The organism is Clostridium sp. B9 (assembly GCF_050509515.1).
GTDB lineage: Bacteria > Bacillota > Clostridia > Clostridiales > Clostridiaceae > Sarcina.
Genome location: NZ_JBNWKA010000003.1, coordinates 1,347,459 through 1,365,548, shown reverse-complemented (window position 1 = coordinate 1,365,548; position 18,090 = coordinate 1,347,459). Strand labels below are relative to the sequence as shown.

The 18,090-nt window shown below is 27.7% G+C and carries 21 protein-coding genes; 5 read left to right on the top strand and 16 right to left on the bottom strand.

Annotated features, from left to right (window positions below; all coding sequences use genetic code 11):
• Window positions 1-2: 2 nt before the first annotated feature.
• From ACQZHJ_RS06135 to fliB, 4 genes are all read right to left on the bottom strand, one after another.
• Window positions 3-461, bottom strand: coding sequence for a GNAT family N-acetyltransferase (locus ACQZHJ_RS06135; protein ID WP_430484661.1), 459 nt, complete (start codon window positions 459-461; stop codon window positions 3-5).
• Window positions 462-476: 15 nt separating this feature from the next.
• Window positions 477-923 carry a GNAT family N-acetyltransferase gene (locus ACQZHJ_RS06130; protein ID WP_430484660.1) on the bottom strand — a complete coding sequence of 149 codons (447 nt, stop codon included), beginning with the start codon at window positions 921-923 and terminating at the stop codon, window positions 477-479.
• A gap of 215 nt (window positions 924-1,138) precedes the next feature.
• Window positions 1,139-1,504: an Imm3 family immunity protein gene (locus tag ACQZHJ_RS06125; protein ID WP_430484659.1), complete on the bottom strand. Its 366-nt coding sequence runs from the start codon at window positions 1,502-1,504 to the stop codon at window positions 1,139-1,141.
• Between the two features lie 111 nt (window positions 1,505-1,615).
• Window positions 1,616-2,770 (bottom strand): flagellin lysine-N-methylase, encoded by a 1,155-nt coding sequence (fliB, locus tag ACQZHJ_RS06120; RefSeq protein ID WP_430484658.1) that lies wholly within the window; start codon window positions 2,768-2,770, stop codon window positions 1,616-1,618.
• 1,014 nt (window positions 2,771-3,784) lie between these two features.
• On the opposite strand from fliB, the gene ACQZHJ_RS06115 reads away from it, so the two are divergent.
• The 5 genes from ACQZHJ_RS06115 to ACQZHJ_RS06095 all read left to right on the top strand — a co-directional run bounded on the left by ACQZHJ_RS06115 (window position 3,785) and on the right by ACQZHJ_RS06095 (window position 7,157).
• On the top strand, window positions 3,785-4,468 hold the full coding sequence (locus ACQZHJ_RS06115; RefSeq protein WP_430484657.1) for a class I SAM-dependent methyltransferase: 684 nt from the start codon (window positions 3,785-3,787) through the stop codon (window positions 4,466-4,468).
• A gap of 168 nt (window positions 4,469-4,636) precedes the next feature.
• A complete protein-coding gene (locus tag ACQZHJ_RS06110) occupies window positions 4,637-5,359 on the top strand; it encodes a class I SAM-dependent methyltransferase (RefSeq protein ID WP_430484656.1) in 723 nt (240 codons plus the stop codon).
• An 11-nt stretch (window positions 5,360-5,370) separates the two neighbouring features.
• A complete protein-coding gene (locus tag ACQZHJ_RS06105) occupies window positions 5,371-6,096 on the top strand; it encodes a TIM barrel protein (RefSeq protein WP_430484655.1) in 726 nt (241 codons plus the stop codon).
• A gap of 44 nt (window positions 6,097-6,140) precedes the next feature.
• Window positions 6,141-6,530, top strand: coding sequence for an SdpI family protein (locus ACQZHJ_RS06100; RefSeq protein ID WP_430484654.1), 390 nt, complete (start codon window positions 6,141-6,143; stop codon window positions 6,528-6,530).
• Between the two features lie 240 nt (window positions 6,531-6,770).
• On the top strand, window positions 6,771-7,157 hold the full coding sequence (locus ACQZHJ_RS06095; protein WP_430484653.1) for a DUF4829 domain-containing protein: 387 nt from the start codon (window positions 6,771-6,773) through the stop codon (window positions 7,155-7,157).
• Window positions 7,158-7,249: 92 nt separating this feature from the next.
• On the opposite strand, the gene ACQZHJ_RS06090 is transcribed toward ACQZHJ_RS06095, so the two are convergent.
• From ACQZHJ_RS06090 to ACQZHJ_RS06035, 12 genes are all read right to left on the bottom strand, one after another.
• Window positions 7,250-7,489, bottom strand: a complete 240-nt coding sequence (locus tag ACQZHJ_RS06090; protein ID WP_430484652.1) for a hypothetical protein — start codon at window positions 7,487-7,489, stop codon at window positions 7,250-7,252.
• Window positions 7,490-7,787: 298 nt separating this feature from the next.
• Complete coding sequence (locus ACQZHJ_RS06085) at window positions 7,788-8,246, bottom strand: 4Fe-4S cluster-binding domain-containing protein (protein ID WP_430484651.1); 459 nt, start codon at window positions 8,244-8,246, stop codon at window positions 7,788-7,790.
• Entirely contained in the window at window positions 8,243-10,003 is a 1,761-nt protein-coding gene (locus ACQZHJ_RS06080; protein ID WP_430484650.1) for a ribonucleoside triphosphate reductase, read from the bottom strand. The genes ACQZHJ_RS06085 and ACQZHJ_RS06080 overlap by 4 nt, the downstream gene beginning before the upstream one ends.
• A gap of 271 nt (window positions 10,004-10,274) precedes the next feature.
• On the bottom strand, window positions 10,275-10,508 hold the full coding sequence (locus tag ACQZHJ_RS06075) for a hypothetical protein (RefSeq protein WP_430484649.1): 234 nt from the start codon (window positions 10,506-10,508) through the stop codon (window positions 10,275-10,277).
• A gap of 497 nt (window positions 10,509-11,005) precedes the next feature.
• Window positions 11,006-11,314, bottom strand: a complete 309-nt coding sequence (locus ACQZHJ_RS06070) for a hypothetical protein (protein ID WP_430484648.1) — start codon at window positions 11,312-11,314, stop codon at window positions 11,006-11,008.
• 145 nt (window positions 11,315-11,459) lie between these two features.
• Entirely contained in the window at window positions 11,460-11,828 is a 369-nt protein-coding gene (locus ACQZHJ_RS06065) for a hypothetical protein (RefSeq protein WP_430484647.1), read from the bottom strand.
• A 445-nt stretch (window positions 11,829-12,273) separates the two neighbouring features.
• Entirely contained in the window at window positions 12,274-13,890 is a 1,617-nt protein-coding gene (locus tag ACQZHJ_RS06060; protein WP_430484646.1) for an EAL domain-containing protein, read from the bottom strand.
• Between the two features lie 551 nt (window positions 13,891-14,441).
• A complete protein-coding gene (locus ACQZHJ_RS06055; RefSeq protein ID WP_430484645.1) occupies window positions 14,442-14,918 on the bottom strand; it encodes a cupin domain-containing protein in 477 nt (158 codons plus the stop codon).
• A 1-nt stretch (window position 14,919) separates the two neighbouring features.
• A complete protein-coding gene (gene eutH, locus ACQZHJ_RS06050) occupies window positions 14,920-16,020 on the bottom strand; it encodes an ethanolamine utilization protein EutH (protein ID WP_430484644.1) in 1,101 nt (366 codons plus the stop codon).
• Window positions 16,021-16,118: 98 nt separating this feature from the next.
• Window positions 16,119-16,670 (bottom strand): ethanolamine utilization microcompartment shell protein, encoded by a 552-nt coding sequence (locus ACQZHJ_RS06045; protein WP_430484643.1) that lies wholly within the window; start codon window positions 16,668-16,670, stop codon window positions 16,119-16,121.
• Window positions 16,671-16,703: 33 nt separating this feature from the next.
• Window positions 16,704-16,976: a EutN/CcmL family microcompartment protein gene (locus ACQZHJ_RS06040; RefSeq protein ID WP_430484642.1), complete on the bottom strand. Its 273-nt coding sequence runs from the start codon at window positions 16,974-16,976 to the stop codon at window positions 16,704-16,706.
• 224 nt (window positions 16,977-17,200) lie between these two features.
• Complete coding sequence (locus tag ACQZHJ_RS06035) at window positions 17,201-17,971, bottom strand: TIGR02536 family ethanolamine utilization protein (RefSeq protein WP_430484641.1); 771 nt, start codon at window positions 17,969-17,971, stop codon at window positions 17,201-17,203.
• Between the last annotated feature and the right edge of the window lie 119 nt (window positions 17,972-18,090).

Sequence of the window (18,090 nt, the reverse complement as noted above, 5' to 3'; positions counted from 1 at the left end):
CTTCATATAATAGACTTAATATAAATCTGACAAGGATTCCATTCATCCCAAAGTGTATCAAAACACTCAAATTCTTTAAATCCTAAGCTTTTATAAAACATACTTGTTCTATTATACACCTCATAACAACCTTCCTTTACCGTCTTAACTTGCATATATAAATACCCTTGTTCTTTAGCATAATCATAACAAGCTTTAAATAAATCATTACCTATTTTATTCCTATGAAACTGCTTTAATACTCCCATAACATAGACTTCAGCAGTATATAGGCTTGTTTCTTTTAATGCAATAAATCCTCTCACTTGTTCATTTTCTATATCAGCCCAAAAAGGCATCTCCTTACTATACTTAATGTATTCAGCTGTACTATCTGGTAACCCAAACCATTCTGATAGCTCAGATAATATACTTTTTGCAATCTCTTCTTTCCTTTTTCTATCATCAATAGCAAATATCATTAAATTCTCCTTCTATTATTTCTCCATAATATAATTATGTAATAACACTCCATTTCTTTTTATGTTCTGTTTCTTAATGACTTTGTATCCTCTTCTTTCAAAAAATGGCCTTGCTGTAATTGAAGAATGTGTAATTATCTTATCCACCTGAAAAACACACTCTAACTCATCACAAATTGCAGTAGCAAATCCTTGATTTTGGTAATCCTTATGAACATATAATCTATCTAAATATCCAGTCTTATCTATATCTCCAAAACCAACTATAGTGCCATTTTTAACCGCAACAACCGAAAAATTTTCCAATAAAGATTGGTTCCACGCCTCTAAATCTACACTTCCTGTTGCCCATACGCAAAGCTGTTCTTTTGTATAATCCCTTGCATTAATTGAATGTACAGTATCATGAAATAACTTAACTAATTCCTTACAATCTTCAGGCTCATATCTTCTTATAATCATCTATTTTCTCCTAAATAACATATAAATAAATTCTTCTTACTTAAAAGCACTTATCTAAATATATTCTTTAACCCTAAATCAAATCCTCTTTATATATAATAATTCTTTACTCTATCTTAACAAATGCTAAGCCTTATTTAATTCAAGAATTAGAAAAAAAGCATTTTAAAATAACCACAACCGGCAATTTAAAATGCTCTTTACCATCCTAATTCCTAACATCTAGGATCTATACCTATCATCATAGAATTTACTTTCTCTTTAACAGCTTCTATTCTATTCTCTAATTTTATGAATTCATCCTCTGGAAAACCAATTTTTAATTTTTCTTTCAAATCATTAAATATCTTAAACTGCCTATTTATTAACTTTAATTCTCCTATAAATATTTTATCATCCTTTGAATCTTCCTCAGCCACAAACAAAGCCAATATAACATTATTAAAATCATCTATGTTATGTAAATATGTATCTTCAATTAATACAGCTATAGCAAACCTTTTTCCCCTATTCTCTTCAAGATTCATACTGTATAAATAATTTAAAGTTCTCATAGTTTCATTAAATTCAGCAAAATACATCTACCTCACTACCTCCTTCAAATAAACTTCTCACCATAAATCAATAATAACACAATTTAATATGCAATCATAAAAGGATTTAGAATCAAATAGACTCTAAATCCTTTTACTCTAAAAATCAGTCATTAACATAATTAATACTTCATAAACTTCAAATAACTCTTCTGTCTCAAAAATCTCCTGTAAGTTCTCCACATTTTCATCTGAATGTTCTATATCCTTAGAATAAATACGGCTAACTTCCACCATATCCTCTTCAGTAAATTCGCCCTTATCTATGAATCTTATTACAGCTAACTCTTTAATCATTAGTGTACTTATTATAGCTAACTTTATTTTTGCAGACATATCATAGTCAAATATAGACTTCATGAAATATCTAAATATAAAGTAAACTAAGATATTTTTAAACTTGTATAAGTTATCCTTGTAATACTCATTAAACTCTCTGTGTTTCTCAAAGTAGAAATCTTCTCTTCCCTCTAAATACTTTAATCCATTATCTAACCCCATTGGATCATTAGAATTTATATGCTTTATACCTTTATACACATTAAAGTATTTATATAGATTCTTGTATTTCTCACTACTCTTATTCTTATACTCATTTAACTCTTCTATAATTTCGCCTATTAACTTCTCTTCCTTATATTCTGAAACAACTTCTTCTATCTCATCCATATCCCCTAAATCAATCTTGTTTTGAACTTCCTTAACAAATCTAAGTGCTAATGCCCCCTTAACTCCTAAATCTAAATCAGAACGCTCTATAATATTAAGCACAACATCTCTACAATTTAAGAAGTCTAAAAGAATATCCTCCTCAATATCACCTTCAAAATCCATCTCTTCCTCATCTTCACTTAAGTTAAAAGTAGTGTTTTCTGGATTTCTCAAGATAATTCTTGCAGCCTCAGGACATGATAAAGACAATCCTACTTCTCTTAAATCTAAAAACTCCTCTGTATATCTAGGAAACTGCTGACAAGTATAACAAAGATGTTCTTCCCCAAGGTTTATATAAAAATCACACATTTTCTTATCATTTAAAAAGGAACAATTCCCATTATTAAGAAGAAAAATATTATCTCCATCGCTCTTAACCATTCTGCTTCTTAATATATCACCAAACTCACCTTTTACATTCTTATAATACTCATAACTTTCATCATCAATAACTATCTCCCACCCAGCACAGCAAGTGTCTTCACACTCTGATGCAATACATCTAAACTCATTAAAATAATTTGGTACTCTTACTTTCATTTTCTTCCTCACTATTTCTACTAATTCTAAATTTCACCTTCTAATTATATCAAAAAAATTATACATAAGGGCTATATTTTAGACAAGTGTTAATCTCAAAACTATTTTCCATTATTTTATACTAACACCAAAGGAATCTTTTTCACTACCTATCATTTCTATATCAAATATTCTTCCATCAATATTCAGTTTCAAACCCTAGCTAAAAAACCATAATAAGAACTTTATTGTTTCATTATCTATAGAATAATAATGCTAACTATTTATAAAATTAGCTCTAAACCATTAATTATAAATTAATACTCATTAAAAACATAACCAAAACAAAAAAAGATTTAAAGCTTACACTAGCTCTAAATCTCTTTCATTCCAACTTATTCATAATATTCTCTTTTCTATTTAATTTTATTTCTTAAATACAAAACTACTCATTCACTTTTCATTACTTTAAATCTTCCTTTTCGTCATACCCTAAAAATGCTGCCTTAACTAACACTCTTACTAAATTCATCGCTTTCCTCATAACTCATTCTCTCCTTCTCATCTTTTTAATTTATTTATTACTCTCAAACCACCTTTTCATTATCTTAAATCTTCTTTTTCGTCATATCCTAAAAATGCTGCCTTAACTAACACTCTTACTAAATTTATTGCTTTCTTCATAACTCATTCTCTCCTTCTCACACTGTTTTTTTGTTGTTTTCCTTAAACCCTTGACTAAATTATATATCCTAAAGAGAAATCTACATATTTAAATTCATTACACCAATATTACATATTTGAAAGGTAAAACTTATACTTTGAAAACAATAAGCTACTTTTTAGTTTTAAAACTCACCCTAATTCAACCTTTTCCTAGAAAAACTTTTAATCAAAATCTGTTTTAATTAGAATGTGCTTAAAATACAATAACTTTAGAAGTTTGGTTCTATAATATGATAAACTTTGAAATTATGTTATAATTATCCATATAATTAAATAATTGTAATAAAATATTGAGGAGAAGTATTTAAAATGAGTATAGAAAATTTTACAGGTAAGGCCGAATCTTATGCCAAAGGACGCCCAGGATATCCTAAAGAAGCTATAAAAAAAATATTCCAACTTGTCTCATCAGAAGCTATATTTGCAGATATAGGAGCAGGAACAGGAAAGTTCACAATAAAAATAGCAGAGCGTGGATATTCAGTATTTGCAGTTGAACCTAATGCTGATATGAGAAATCAGCTTGCTATTACCCTTGAACCATTTGAAAAATCACATATTATTGATGGAACTGCTGAAACTACAACACTACCTGATAACAGTGTAGATATTATAACCATAGCACATGCACTTCACTGGTTCAATATTGATGAGTTTAAGATAGAGTGTACTCGTATTTTAAAACCTAATGGCTTTATAATTGTTATTTATAATCATTTATCGGATAAAAATACAAATGATGTTTACAAACAGACTGTAGATAAATTTTTGACAAATTATACAATGTTAGAATTTGCAAACCCAATCACTTATACTCTTGAAAATTGGATTAATTATATAGCATCTCAAGATAACAACCCATCACATGGTGAACCAGAATTTGACGAACATATTGCTGCAATAATTTCAGACTTTGAAAGTAATAGTTCAGATGGTCTATTACAATGTGATAGAGTAACTAGAATGTATATAAAATCAGATTTTAACAATTAATGTATCCTATCAAAATTATATTTAGTAGCCATATTGAGGTTTAATATAAAAACAAACAAAACATCATAACTTACTAACTTTTATACTTTCTATCATCAATCATGGTTAAAACAGATTCTAAATATCCAATCGAATTACAATATAATAAATTAGAGGTGAATTTTAAACTTGGATAATAAAATAAACAAAGAAATTATTATTACTAATGAAAATACATTAACTATGCTAGATAATATATTAGAAAAAAGAGATGCTCTATGGTGGGATAAGTTCTACTCTGATAAAGAAAAACCAATACCATTTTTTAAAAATATCCCTGATGAAAATCTCATATCTTATTGCAAGTCTAATATATTAACTAAAGGTAAAGCTTTAGATATCGGTTGTGGAAATGGTAGAAATTCATTATACCTATCAAAGCAAGGCTTTGCTGTAACAGCAATAGATATTTCTAATAATTCTATATCTTGGGCAAAAGACCTATCAAAAAAATATGATAAAGCTCCAAACTTCCTATGTAAATCACTATTTGACTTTACTGATGAACCAAAAAGCTTTAATTTCATAAATGATAGTGGTTGCTTCCACCATATAAAACCTCATAGAAGAAGCAATTATTTTGAAACCATACTAAAATACTTAAATGATGATGGTTATTTCTCAATGACTTGCTTTGATTTGGAAGGTGGTGCAAACATATCAGACTATGATGTTTATAGAGACTATTCTATGCATGGTGGATTAGGTTTTTCAGAATATAAACTAAAAACTATACTAGAATCCCACTTTAAAATCATAGAATTTAGAAAGATGAAAGAATCAAAAGATCCTAATATATATGGAAAAGACTTTTTATGGGTTGTTCTTATGAAGAAAAAACTTTTAAATTAGAGGTGATATTTATGCTAAAAATTGGATGCTTAGCTCGTTTCTTTAATAGATATAAAGATGAAGTTAAATTTGCAAAAGAAAACAACTTTGATTTTATGCAGCTTTGGTATGATAATAGAGGGTTATGCATGCATAAAGATGATAAAGACTTTATTAATACAATAAAAAATCATAACTTTCCAACAATAATTCATGCTGTATTAAATATAAATGAATTTGAAGAACATGTTCCTAAACTGATATACATACTAAATAAACTGAAACACAAAGAACTAATAATACACCCAATATGTGAGAATGAAGAGATTACAAAAGAAACAATTTATAAATTAGATAGTAGTGTCAAATATGCTTTAAATCTACTTAATCCACATGGAATCACTCTCTACTTAGAAAATAACAGTAAACTTGATCCAATATTCTCAAATACTGATGAAATCAAAAAGATAATCACTCAAAATCCTGATTTAGAATTTTTATTGGATATTGCTCATATAGATGATATTCCTCACTTAACTGAAATTATTAATATAAAGACTCCTAAAATTATTCATATTGCAGATAGGCATTTTGATGTGATTCATGAACATTTGCCAATAGGACAAGGTGAAATAGATTTTGAACTCATATTCAACTCCATACTCCCTAATTATAATGGCAAAGTAATTTTAGAAATTGTGAACAGTAATCAAGATATAATTAACTCAAAAAACATAATAAATTCTTTAAATAAGTAAGTAATTTACTCTTAAAGTCTAAATTAATAAAAGGATGTGTTACTTTGTTTGAAAACTTATTTTTATTTATCCTTGAATTAGCATACAACTATTTAACCCCATTAATATTATTCTTAGTTGCATACTCACTAAAAAAGAAACCCTATAAAAAGATTAATTCATCTAATGGTTATTGCAGTAAATCTTCTATGGAATCTCAAAGTTCTTGGGATTATGCTCAGCTAATAGCACCAGAAGTAATGTTTAAATGTGCTTTTGCCTCTATGGTATTCATAGTTATTTTGCAATTATTATCCTTAATAAACTTAATAGATACATCTTCTGTAGAATCAATAAGCAACAATATTTGGTTAATTGTTTTACCTATATACTTTATTCTAGTAGAAATAAAGATACGAAAAACTTTCAAACCAAGTAAAAATCAAAAAAGCTAATAAATATTCCTCTTTAATATAATCCAAAAAGAAAAATTTCATTAGAATTTTTAGAAAAATCATGCTCTATTTTAATAAGGAGGTAATTCATCATTGAAAACTAAATTTAATAAAAGATTCTGCCTTAAACCACTATTAATTTCTAGTTCTAAAAATATAACTAGAAACCAATATTCAATTAAAACAAAGCACAATAAAAAAATAAAGCTGATATTATCCATGTGCCTAATTCTTATTCTATTGCCTTTAGTATCCTGTGAAATTAATGAAGAAAGTAAAAATGTAGGAATAGACATTGGACAATCAACTAAATTCACTAAAGAAGAAATTGAAAAGGCAATAAATGAAATAATATATAACTTTGATTTCCCTGAATGTACTTTAACAAATGTAAGTTATGATGAAGAAAAATCTAATCAAATAATAGAATCCTACCTATCAAATGGAAGTGGTAAAGTAAATGGAGCTATCTCTGAAAATGTTATAGTCCTTTTATCTAGTTTTAATGTTGATGGATCTGGTGATAACCCTGTATTAGAACCAAATACAACATACACAGATTATACATGGACTTTAATAAGAGCTAAAAAATCAAGTGATTGGAAGATAGATGAGCAAGGCTATTAAAACAAATTTAAACGGAATTATTTAGACTGAATTTCAAAATAGGATATATCAAAATAATGTTTAATTAAACTTTGATACATCCTATTTCATTATTAATTTTTTGACTTAACTGGTTTTCCCTTTAAAAAATATATACATAGTGCAATAAAAGCTCCGAAATTTAAAACTGTTAATCCTTTTTCAATAGAATATAAAGCTTCAAAATAATCTATATTCCATTCAGTAAAAATACTACTAAAAATTTGAATTAAGCCTTTTCCAATTGGTTCAACAAGTGCATTAAATAAGCATATAATTGCAGCTAATATTATAAACTTTGCTACCTCTTTCATAAATCCCCCTCCATAATTCAAATTATTTTAATTTATCATAAATTTATAGTTAATTTTCTATATAACATCAATATACTACACATTTTAACAATTATTTTAAAATTAACAATTTATATACAATATATGTATAATATATTTGTTTTCTTAACAATTGGTTAATATTTCTAATTAATATATTTAAATTTTTACATAAAAAAGGTCTATAAATCCACTAAGAAAACTTATTTAAGTATTAAGATGAATAGATAGTTGTTTTTAGAACTAATAAGTTTTCTAAGTCATTATAGACTCTTTTAAGCTATTTAATTAAAATTTTTTGATTTGATGTGGCTAACTTAATATCATACTGAATATTGTCATTTACCTTTAAACTTTCATCATAATTACCGAACTTAAAGTACATATTTCCCTTAAGTTCATAAATGTCTGGAAGCTTTTTTTTAAACTCTTCTTCACTTAATCCAGAATAAATCATAACCTTAAGCCCCTTTTTTCTAGCTAGACTCACAAGTTCCCTAAGTTCCTCTTCTTGAAGAGACCATTCTAGTCCAGCAAGTATTATTCCTTCATTAAAAGGATTTTCTAAAACCTTATTCAATATCTCTTCTGAATCCATTTCTATAGTTTCTAATTCTTTTATATGTTGATTAAAACATCCTTTACAATTTAAGTTGCAATCTATAGCACTAATAAGTGCTCCAATAAAAGGAGCATCCTCTACTCTTTCATGCACTATTCCCTTTACTCTTATATTCATAGACATAGTTGATTTCTATCCTTAAATTCTGATTTTTTACCATCATTAAAGAATTCAACTTTTCTCAAGTAGCCAGTTATTCTTTGATATAAATCAAGTTTCTTTCCACATATAGGACATACCTCTACCTTCTCCTTTATGTAGCCATGATCCTCACAATATCTATTTAAAGGCGAAATACTTACATAAGGAGTTCTATACTTCTCACAAACTGTTTTTACTATGTGTTTTGCCTTATCTCCACTTATAGCTCCGTCACAATAAATATGAACAACAGTTCCACCTGTAAACATAACTTGAAGCTTGTCCTGATGGTCAAATAATTGTTTTAAGCTTTTAACCTCATTAGGTGGTATGTGACATGAATTTGTATAATATGGAGCCTCTTTTCCCCCTCTAACTATAATATCATCAAAATCTTCTACATCCTTTTTAGCTAATCTATAACAAGTTGATTCTGCTGGAGTTGCTTCAAAATTATAAAGATTTCCTGTCTCCTCTTGAAACTCTATTAATTCCTCTCTTATGAAGTTACAAACCTTAGTGGAAAACTCCATTCCTTCTTTAGTTAATATATTTTTCCCAAAGAAATTTTCACACATTTCATTTAATCCAACTATTCCTATGGTACTAAAATGATTTTTAAGAGTCCCAACATAAGTTGAAAAAGCTGGTAACATATCTTTATTTATTATGTTTTCATTTAACCATTTTCTCTTCTTTTCTAAGCTATCTTTAGCTATAACTAATATTTCCTTTAAAGCTTTAAAGAATTCTTCCTCATTATTCTTATGTTTATATGCTATTCTTGGTAAGTTTATTGTAACAACGCCAATACTTCCTGTACTATCTCCACTACCAAAAAGCCCCCCATTTCTCTTTCTAAGCTCTCTTAAATCAAGGTTTAGTCTACAGCACATAGATCTTACATCACTTTGATCCATATCTGAGTTAACAAAGTTTGCAAAGTAAGGATAGCCAAACTTTCCTGTCATACCAAATAATAAATCATTATTTGGATTATCATAATCAAAGCTACTATTTATATTGTAAGTTGGTATTGGATAAGAAAATGGTCTTCCATTGGCATCTCCTTCATTCATAAGTTCATAGAATGCCTTATTTAACATATCCATTTCTTTCTGACAATCCTTGTATGTAAACTCTTGAAGCTTATCTCCAATTAAAGCAGGATCATTTTCTAAATCCTTTGGTGGAAAAAGATCAAAAGTTATATTAGTAAATGCAGGTTCAGCTCCTGCTCTACTATTGCTATTTATACTAAATATAAAATTTTGCATATTCTGCTTAACCTCATCATAAGTTAAGCCATCATTCTTTATATATGGTGCTAATAGTGTATCAAATGAGTTAAATGCAACTGCTCCCATAATCTCATTTTGATAAATGGTAACTAAGTTTGCTATTTGATTTAATATGGCATCAAAATGCTTAGCTGGACTACTAGTTGGTATGTTTGGTATTCCTTGTACTCCCATAAGAATTATGTTTCTTAATGAATAGCCACAACAATATAGTGTTAATCCACCTAAATCATGTATATGCATATCTCCACTTCTATAAGCATCTATTATCTTTTTATCTTTATACACCTCATTTAACCAATAGTCCTTAGAAACCTCTGCAATTATATGTTTATTAAGACTTCCAAAACTATATGGTGAGTTAGAGTTTTCATTAACTCTCCAATCAATTTTATCAATATACTCCCCTACTATCTTTTTGCTAGATAACATATATTATATTCACTCCCTTTTTCAATCCATTATATCTCCTAAAAATATTATACATCAATTCAAAAATTAATAATAAATAGACATATATTATATATGTCATAAGAATTTTCTATTTCATTTTTCATAAACATTGGTTCAATAAGACTAAATCATCTGTTATCTACTATTTCTATATAAAAAAGAAGCCCTACTAAACCTCTAAGAAATTTAATAAAGCTACTTTTTTCCCTTATAATTATTTAATATTCCTATATATCAATTTCATATAATTTTATTTATCACAGGCTTTAAATTTCCAAAAGTAAGCACAAATTCCAATAAACATAATAATAGATATTAATGTTATTGTTTGTCCAACTGAATATACCTTTGAAAAATAACTTAAACTTTCATTTCCAAATCTAATTATATTAGACTCAACTAAAAATTTACTAATTGGTGCTATGAAAGCATTTAAAAGACATAAAGAAACTATTAAACTAATAAATGTTACAACATCTTTCATATTATTCCCTCCATATTAAAATAGCGTTGCTATATTTCATATAAGTACCTATCTTCACCAATTAACCCTTATTCCAATTTAAAATTATGTTAAATCCCCTTATTTTGGTCCCCCATTGACTAAATTGTTACATAAAACACATTCTTTGATAGTTTTTTTAAAATCATAAAAATCCCTCCTAAATTACTAAAAGTTTTTTTGCAATATTTAATCTTTATAGTTTATCAATACCTTCATCATTAAGTTTTAAACTAAAACCCCTAAAAACAAAATGCTATATACTAATTATATCGTATTTAACCCTCTAAACTGGCTATATCACTTAATATAACAAAAAATTCATTTTTTGTTATTTTCTAAATTAAAGAGCATTAAATATTAAAAATTATAAACAATATCACTTAAAATCACATTTATAACCTCTAAATATTTAACGCTCACTTAGTTTTTTAAACACCTTTATTAATTTCTTATTAATAATATATTTATAAAAATTACTAGTCTAAAATTTTTATCTCAAAGACTTTATTAACTATACCAGGATAGCCTTCAATTATATCACTATTATATTTAAAATTAACTCTCATTCCTGGTTTTATATAATCTATATTAACCTTAGACCCATCATAATCAAAAATCTTAACCTCATCATCTATTATTAAAATAAGCATACCTTGTATTCCATCAGTAAGTAACTGATTTGAATCATTATCTACAATTAAAGCAACATCTTCTTCTGTATCATCTACATTTTTTATGTATATAAAAGCACATATAACTACAAAAACAATAACCACTATTACCACGAAATATACACCTCTAATTTCTAGCCAATTTATCCTCAAACTAATTTTTCTAAAATAATGCCTTTATCAATTAATTTACTAGACTTTATAAATTAATTGATAATTTGAATTCATATTATATCCCTAACCCAAATATAAGTTCAAATCATAATCTTATAAATCTACTTAAAACTTTAGGTGCAAAATAACCACAAAATTCTAAAACAGTATAAATAATCCCATATCCTAAAGCTGAATAGTTATAGAATATAATAGCAATTGATCCAAAGCTAATCATAGAAATAATCCATGGACAAATAATTCCCATCTTATTTCTATAAATCAAATACCCTTGAAGAAAGAAGATTATAGGAAATCCTATTATAAGCAGAAAAAACATAACTTCCTTAACCTCTAATCTACTCTCTTTTAAAAATATCTCTGAAGAAACAAAAGTAGTAATCAAAAACATAATAAAAGCTGGGAAAAATATAATACATCCTCTACTCTTATTTAAACTTCGTTCTCCATTCAAAACTTAATCCCCCTATAAATTACTAACTACTAATAGATTCAACCTCTATTGCTTATATAAGCTGAATCATTCTTTATAATTCCATATAAAATTTAAGTTAATTAACTCTAACTTATTCTTTATTTTCCTTCAAAACACCTCCTCCATTTCTCAAAATTTTAGTTATAAGTTTCTTATTACTAGAAATCAGATTATAATTATAAGCAACAAAAAACAAACCATTAACTATATAATACTCATAATCTCCCCAAATTCCTTTTAAAAGCAAAATAATTTACTAAAATTTTTCATTAATCTCTAAACATAAAATATATTTAAATTAAGTATTGATTTTTTAAAATAGACCAAACAAAAAAAAGACAAGTACATATTAAATATACCTTGTCTTAATACCGATATTTTCATCATATATTATTTATCACTTATAAAAATCTACAATTATTTTTTAAGATATTACATTAAAATATTTTAATCTTTCAATATCTAAAGGCTTTGAATAATAGTATCCTTGAATATATATTTTTTCATAGGAAAACGCTTTAATCATATCAACTTGTTTTTTCTGTTCAACCCCTTCAAAAACAATTGTTCTATTAGACACCTTACAAACCTCAGAGATAAATTCTACTATCTTCACATTTATAATATCATCTAAATTATCAACAAAATATTTATCCAGTTTTATTATGTCAGAATCAATCTTATGTAATAAATCTAAATTGGAATACTCAACTCCAAAATCATCAATAGCAATTAAAAAGCCATAATTTTTTATCTCTTTTATAGCATCCTGTATTTTGCCTGCTTCCTTAACTCCAAACTTTTCTACAATTTCTAAACAAATTCTATTATCTATATCATCATATTTTTCAACTCTTTGCAGTAATTCCTTTAAAAACTTAGTATCTCTTATTTCTTCAAAAGAGACATTAAATGAAATGTAGAACTTGTCTCCCTTAACCACATCATAATTTTTTATTATTTCATAATCAGAAATCACTTGTTCATAACACCATAAAGCTACCTCTAAAGACATGTCATACTCTTCAATATCTTTAAAAAAATGATACGGAGTTAATATTTTATCATCTTTTTTTAACCTTAATAATGCTTCAAATCCCTTTATCCTATTTGTCTTAGGATCAATTATAGGTTGATAATACAATAAAAATTTGCCTTTTTCCAAATCACTTCTTATGCTTTCTTGCTTTCTCCTAAATCTTATTTTCTTCTTTTGCTTTCTAAAAATTAATATTCCTAGAACCACTAAAGCTATAATAGCAATCAACTGACCATAAATATTCTTTTCTCCAAAATATTTAAAATATAATTTTTTAAAACTACTTTTTGAACTTATCAAATAATTGCATTCATCAATTTTCTCCATTAAAGCTTTTTCATCTTTTCTTGTTACTATATATACTGGTTCAGTAGAAAATTCAAATATAGACTTAATGCCTTTCTTATTTTTTATATTGTCTTTTCTGTTTTCAACAGTAAAATCCGCTTTCCCATCCTTTAATAATTCATAAGCTTCTGGAGATGATTTTACTTTAATAACATTTATATCCATTCCCTTATCTTCAAGCATATCTAAAATACAAGAATCATTAATATCACCTTCAACATAAGCCATTGTTGAGCCATTCAATTTATCTATATCTCCAAATTTAATATCTTTATTTGTAAATATTGCATAATTTTCATTATTTATATATTGTTGTCCAAATAAAAAGTCTTTCTCCCTCTCTTTAGTCTTAGTAATTCCAAAAGCTAGATCAATATCTCCATTTTTAAGACTTTCTAAAACATCTGCCTTTACACAATCAACATACTCATAGTTAAAATCTGCTTTCTTCGAAATTTCTTCCAGCAAATCATTATAGTACCCAGTTATTGTTCCATCCTGTTTACGATAATAATATGGATATTGACTATAAAATCCAACCTTAATTACTTCTTTATTATTCTTTAATTTGTAATTATAATTTTGAAAGCAAACAATACTTAATGTAGTTATAAAAATTAATATTAAAGTTAAAAAAAAATGTTTTTTTCTCATAAAATTTCACCTTTAGTATTTTTATATTAATCAGAATAATATTACTTAATAGTTATATCTTAACATAAAAATACTACATCTTTCATACTTAAGAAATTTTAACATATTAACTTTTCTTGAAAAATTTTTTATTTAATTTAGTAATATTCCTTAAAAATTTATCATATACATATCATAGTAGGGGAGTTTTTTGTTAATGCAATAAAATCGCTTCTTCACATAAATTGCAAAAAAACTTCCTAATCTATATTATGCCAAACTCTAAATCATATAATAAATCTTAATATTTATCTAACTCTATTAACCAAAAAGAAAGAGCTTGCTTTTCACATGAAAAGTAAGCTCTTTCTAACTTTATCCCTCAATCTACTATATAACTAACTAATTTAATTTTACCATTTATAAAAACTTGCCTGTTAATCGCTTCTCACCCACTACAGTGAAAGCTCTCTTAAACTTCTACGTAACTTAGTCAATTTCTAAAGCTATCTTCATAAATAAAGCTCTAAAAGAATCAACCTAAAACACTTATAACTTTTAAATTCAAACTACTAAGCTTGATCTGCCCAGTCTGCTGGATAAGTTACATATAAATATCTAGCGTATTCTGGCACTGAGAACTCTATTGTACTTCCTTTTGGTACAAGGTAAAGCTCTCCTGGTCCAACTTCAACAGTTCTTCCATCAATTAATATATTTAAATGTCCATCTATAACATATCCTACTTCATCATAGTTTAAAGTCCATGTAAAAGTAGTTTCCTTCATTTCCATGATTCCAGCACCAAGTCTTGGACTTTCCTCTAAAGTGAATAAATCTTTAGTATAAACTACATCACCAGCTTTTCCTGTATCCATTCTGTTTGACTCATCAACCTTAACAGTTGGTAGCTTAACTGACATTATTCCACTCTTGTCCTTTGTTCTAACAAAGTCCACTGTGTCATTACTTCCACTAACTCCTGCTAGCTTCTCTTCTATGATTTGTCTTACTAGTTTCTCTAATAAATCTTTACTTATGTTTTCCATCTTACTTAGCTACCTCCTCTATTTTGTTTAAAGTTTTCTTTGCTATAAACATTGCAAGTATAACTGCTGTAATACCACCAACTAATTTAGCAACTATCATAGGGAATATCATCTCTGGATTAAATCCTGCTGTGAATCCTAAGTGGTCACCTAATACGAAAGAAGCTGATACTGCAAATGCAACGTTTATTATCTTTCCTCTATCATCCATGTCTTTTAACATTCCAAACATTGGGATGTTGTTTGCTAAGCTTGCAACCATACCTGCTGCAGCTATTTCATTCATTCCTAATAATTTTCCAAGTCCCATTAAAGGAGTCTTAAATACTTTAGTTATGATATAAACTAATGGGAATGCTCCTGCTAAAACTATAGCAATATTTCCAACTATCTCTATTCCTTCTCCTATTGGAGCCATTCCTGGTATTAAAACTATTCCTGTTAAAGCTTCTATAATAGCAGCTGCTAAAGCTAAAGTTATTATTATAACAACAATCTTACCAAAGATGTTGAATCCTTTGATCATAGCTTCTTCTGCAAATGCTAATCCTAAAGCTATTAAAATTGCAAATATTATGATTGGAACTAAGTTCTTGATAACCATCATTACAGGAAAACCTGCAACCAATCCTCCAACGAAAGCTCCTACTGGTATAGTGATTATTCCTGCTAGTATTCCTGTTGCTAGGAATTTATGGTCTTTCTTTTCTATAATTCCTAATGATACTGGTATTGTAAATACGATAGTAGCTCCCATCATAGCTCCTATGATTAATCCACTGAATAATCCAGCTTGTGGGTCTTGTGCTAAACTAACTGCAAGAGGTGCTCCTCCCATATCATTTGCTAATATTGAACCTGCAAACATTGCTGGGTCTGCTCCTAAAGCATTAAATACTGGTGTTACTATTGGTCCAAGTACATCTGACAATACTGGAGCTAAACAAATAACCCCTACCATTGCTAAGGCTAATGAACCCATTGCCATAATACCTTCTTCAAATTGCTCTCCAATTCCAAACTTATTTCCTAAGCATTTATCTATAGCACCTAATGCCATACATACAACCATTATATATACTATAATATCATTAATACCCATTTCTCTTCCCCCTTAATTCTCTCATCTTATAAATTTTATTTATTAGGACTTTTTATATTTGATAGTTTTAATTTATAATATTTTAAAAGATTAAAATATTAAAGCAAATTTTGGGCTATTTCATTATGAACAAAAGGTATTGTTGAGATGTTTATAATGTCCCTTTCATTCAAAATAGCCTCAGCTTCTTTTATTCCATTTTCAACACTACTTAAATCGCCTGAAACTATGTACACTAGCTTTCCACCAATACCAAAAGCTAATTGTAATTTAACTAAGTTAACATCACTACTTTTTAGTGTCTTGTCCAAAGCTAATATACCCGAAGAAACCTTAGCTGTTTCTACTATTCCAATTGCTCTATTCTCTATATTTTTATGAGAATACTTATTCTTTAATCCCATTAAAATATCATCATGAACAGAATTAATGATGAAGCTTCCAACTAAAAATTTTCCTCCAAGACTTTCTCCAAATTCAATAGCTTCTTTAACCTCTCCAGCATCTCCATTGATAAGTAAGAAAAACTTCCCTGGACAAATGCTCTTAAGATATGAAACCTCTACGAAAGCCTTTTTTACAACTTCATTTGAAACCTCAATGCCTTTACTGATACTTCTAAACTCTAAAGCTCCCAAACTTTTATTCATTTAAAACGCCTCCAAGAAACTAACATTACTACTTTATTCCTCTTCAACATCTATAGAATCAACAATACCTACTATTGCAGCATCTATAGGAATTTCTCTATTTCCAATAGATTGTCTAGCAGCTCCACCCTTAGTTATAAGAACAGTATCTCCAATACCAGCACCTGCATTGTCGGCAGCCACAAAGAATCCCTCTCTTAGTTCATCCTTGCTCTTAAGAAGTTTAACAACTAAAAACTTCTGGCCATTTAACTTTTCATCTTTTCTAGTTGCCCATACATTTCCTACTACTTTTCCTAATTCCATAATAACACACTCCTAATCCAAATATTGCTATCCTTCTAGGTTATAAAGCGCTACTTTAAAAAGAGCTTCCATTATAATTTTATTTAGCTTCTGAGCCTTAGATATAAATCATTGACTATCTTAATTAGCATTTAGAATTTAATTGCAAAATTAAGCTAAGCCTTGAAGTTATATCTAAAATTAAAAAACAATTTAAAAACTCTATTTAAAATAGCTACTTTATTCTAAGAAAGCACAACATTTAAATTATTTATGCGTATATAATCCTTAGCTAAAGGAGTAATGATAGCCCCTTTGCTAATTACAAGGTTTCTCACCCCATTAATATGAGGCTTTCTTAGATCACCTTCTGAAACTAACTTCTTCTTTGAAAGATTTATCGTAAATTCATCTTCTATTACTTGAGTATTTAACTCCTTACTTTCTTCTTTACAAGGTGATTCTTGCCCTCTTCTATTAGGCATTTCAAGTCCTCTTGTTAATTCACAAGTTGATTTTGCACCCTCCTGATTTAAAGAGATTTGGTTTAATTCACCTTTATTCTTAAGTAAAATCTTGTTTAAGCCATCAATGACTTCTATTCCATATGATAAAAGTTCTTCTTCAAACTTAATATATTTGTTGTATAAAACCTTTGGAGCTGTATGCTTGTACTTCCTGTACTCTATACCCTCCTCAAGAATATAAACCTGCTTACCTTTTAGAAGCATTTCTAAGGCAAAATGTTCAGCCTTTGTTGTACATGTTCCTTGAGCAATATTACTAAGTCCTTTAATACAAAGCTTTGATATAAGTAAAATATCACATTCCTTGCATTCTTCTGTTAAGGGATTAACATCAAATTCTTTTAGAACTTCTTTATAAAAATCAACATTCTTCTCTCCAATGACAACAACTGATTTCCTATTTTCCATAGGAAGATACCCCTTGCCTTCATCTTGAATTCTCTTATAGATCTCATCCACTAAAAATTCAATAAGCTTTTCATAATCCATATTAATTTTTACCCCCTTTCCATATAGAGGTTTTTATATTAACTTTTCATTTCGACATTACTTATAGCTCTTAATTCATCCTTAATTTTATTAAGTAAAACCTTCAAACCTAATTATTT

What these genes read in the sequence shown, in the direction of transcription:
- ACQZHJ_RS06135 (WP_430484661.1), bottom strand. Translation starts at nt 461, where the DNA reads ATGATATTTGCTATTGATGATAGAAAAAGGAAAGAAGAGATTGCAAAA.
- ACQZHJ_RS06130 (WP_430484660.1), bottom strand. Translation starts at nt 923, where the DNA reads ATGATTATAAGAAGATATGAGCCTGAAGATTGTAAGGAATTAGTTAAG.
- ACQZHJ_RS06125 (WP_430484659.1), bottom strand. Translation starts at nt 1,504, where the DNA reads ATGTATTTTGCTGAATTTAATGAAACTATGAGAACTTTAAATTATTTA.
- fliB (WP_430484658.1), bottom strand. Translation starts at nt 2,770, where the DNA reads ATGAAAGTAAGAGTACCAAATTATTTTAATGAGTTTAGATGTATTGCA.
- ACQZHJ_RS06115 (WP_430484657.1), top strand. Translation starts at nt 3,785, where the DNA reads ATGAGTATAGAAAATTTTACAGGTAAGGCCGAATCTTATGCCAAAGGA.
- ACQZHJ_RS06105 (WP_430484655.1), top strand. Translation starts at nt 5,371, where the DNA reads ATGCTAAAAATTGGATGCTTAGCTCGTTTCTTTAATAGATATAAAGAT.
- ACQZHJ_RS06090 (WP_430484652.1), bottom strand. Translation starts at nt 7,489, where the DNA reads ATGAAAGAGGTAGCAAAGTTTATAATATTAGCTGCAATTATATGCTTA.
- ACQZHJ_RS06085 (WP_430484651.1), bottom strand. Translation starts at nt 8,246, where the DNA reads ATGAATATAAGAGTAAAGGGAATAGTGCATGAAAGAGTAGAGGATGCT.
- ACQZHJ_RS06080 (WP_430484650.1), bottom strand. Translation starts at nt 10,003, where the DNA reads ATGTTATCTAGCAAAAAGATAGTAGGGGAGTATATTGATAAAATTGAT.
- ACQZHJ_RS06075 (WP_430484649.1), bottom strand. Translation starts at nt 10,508, where the DNA reads ATGAAAGATGTTGTAACATTTATTAGTTTAATAGTTTCTTTATGTCTT.
- ACQZHJ_RS06060 (WP_430484646.1), bottom strand. Translation starts at nt 13,890, where the DNA reads ATGAGAAAAAAACATTTTTTTTTAACTTTAATATTAATTTTTATAACT.
- ACQZHJ_RS06055 (WP_430484645.1), bottom strand. Translation starts at nt 14,918, where the DNA reads ATGGAAAACATAAGTAAAGATTTATTAGAGAAACTAGTAAGACAAATC.
- eutH (WP_430484644.1), bottom strand. Translation starts at nt 16,020, where the DNA reads ATGGGTATTAATGATATTATAGTATATATAATGGTTGTATGTATGGCA.
- ACQZHJ_RS06045 (WP_430484643.1), bottom strand. Translation starts at nt 16,670, where the DNA reads ATGAATAAAAGTTTGGGAGCTTTAGAGTTTAGAAGTATCAGTAAAGGC.
- ACQZHJ_RS06040 (WP_430484642.1), bottom strand. Translation starts at nt 16,976, where the DNA reads ATGGAATTAGGAAAAGTAGTAGGAAATGTATGGGCAACTAGAAAAGAT.
- ACQZHJ_RS06035 (WP_430484641.1), bottom strand. Translation starts at nt 17,971, where the DNA reads ATGGATTATGAAAAGCTTATTGAATTTTTAGTGGATGAGATCTATAAG.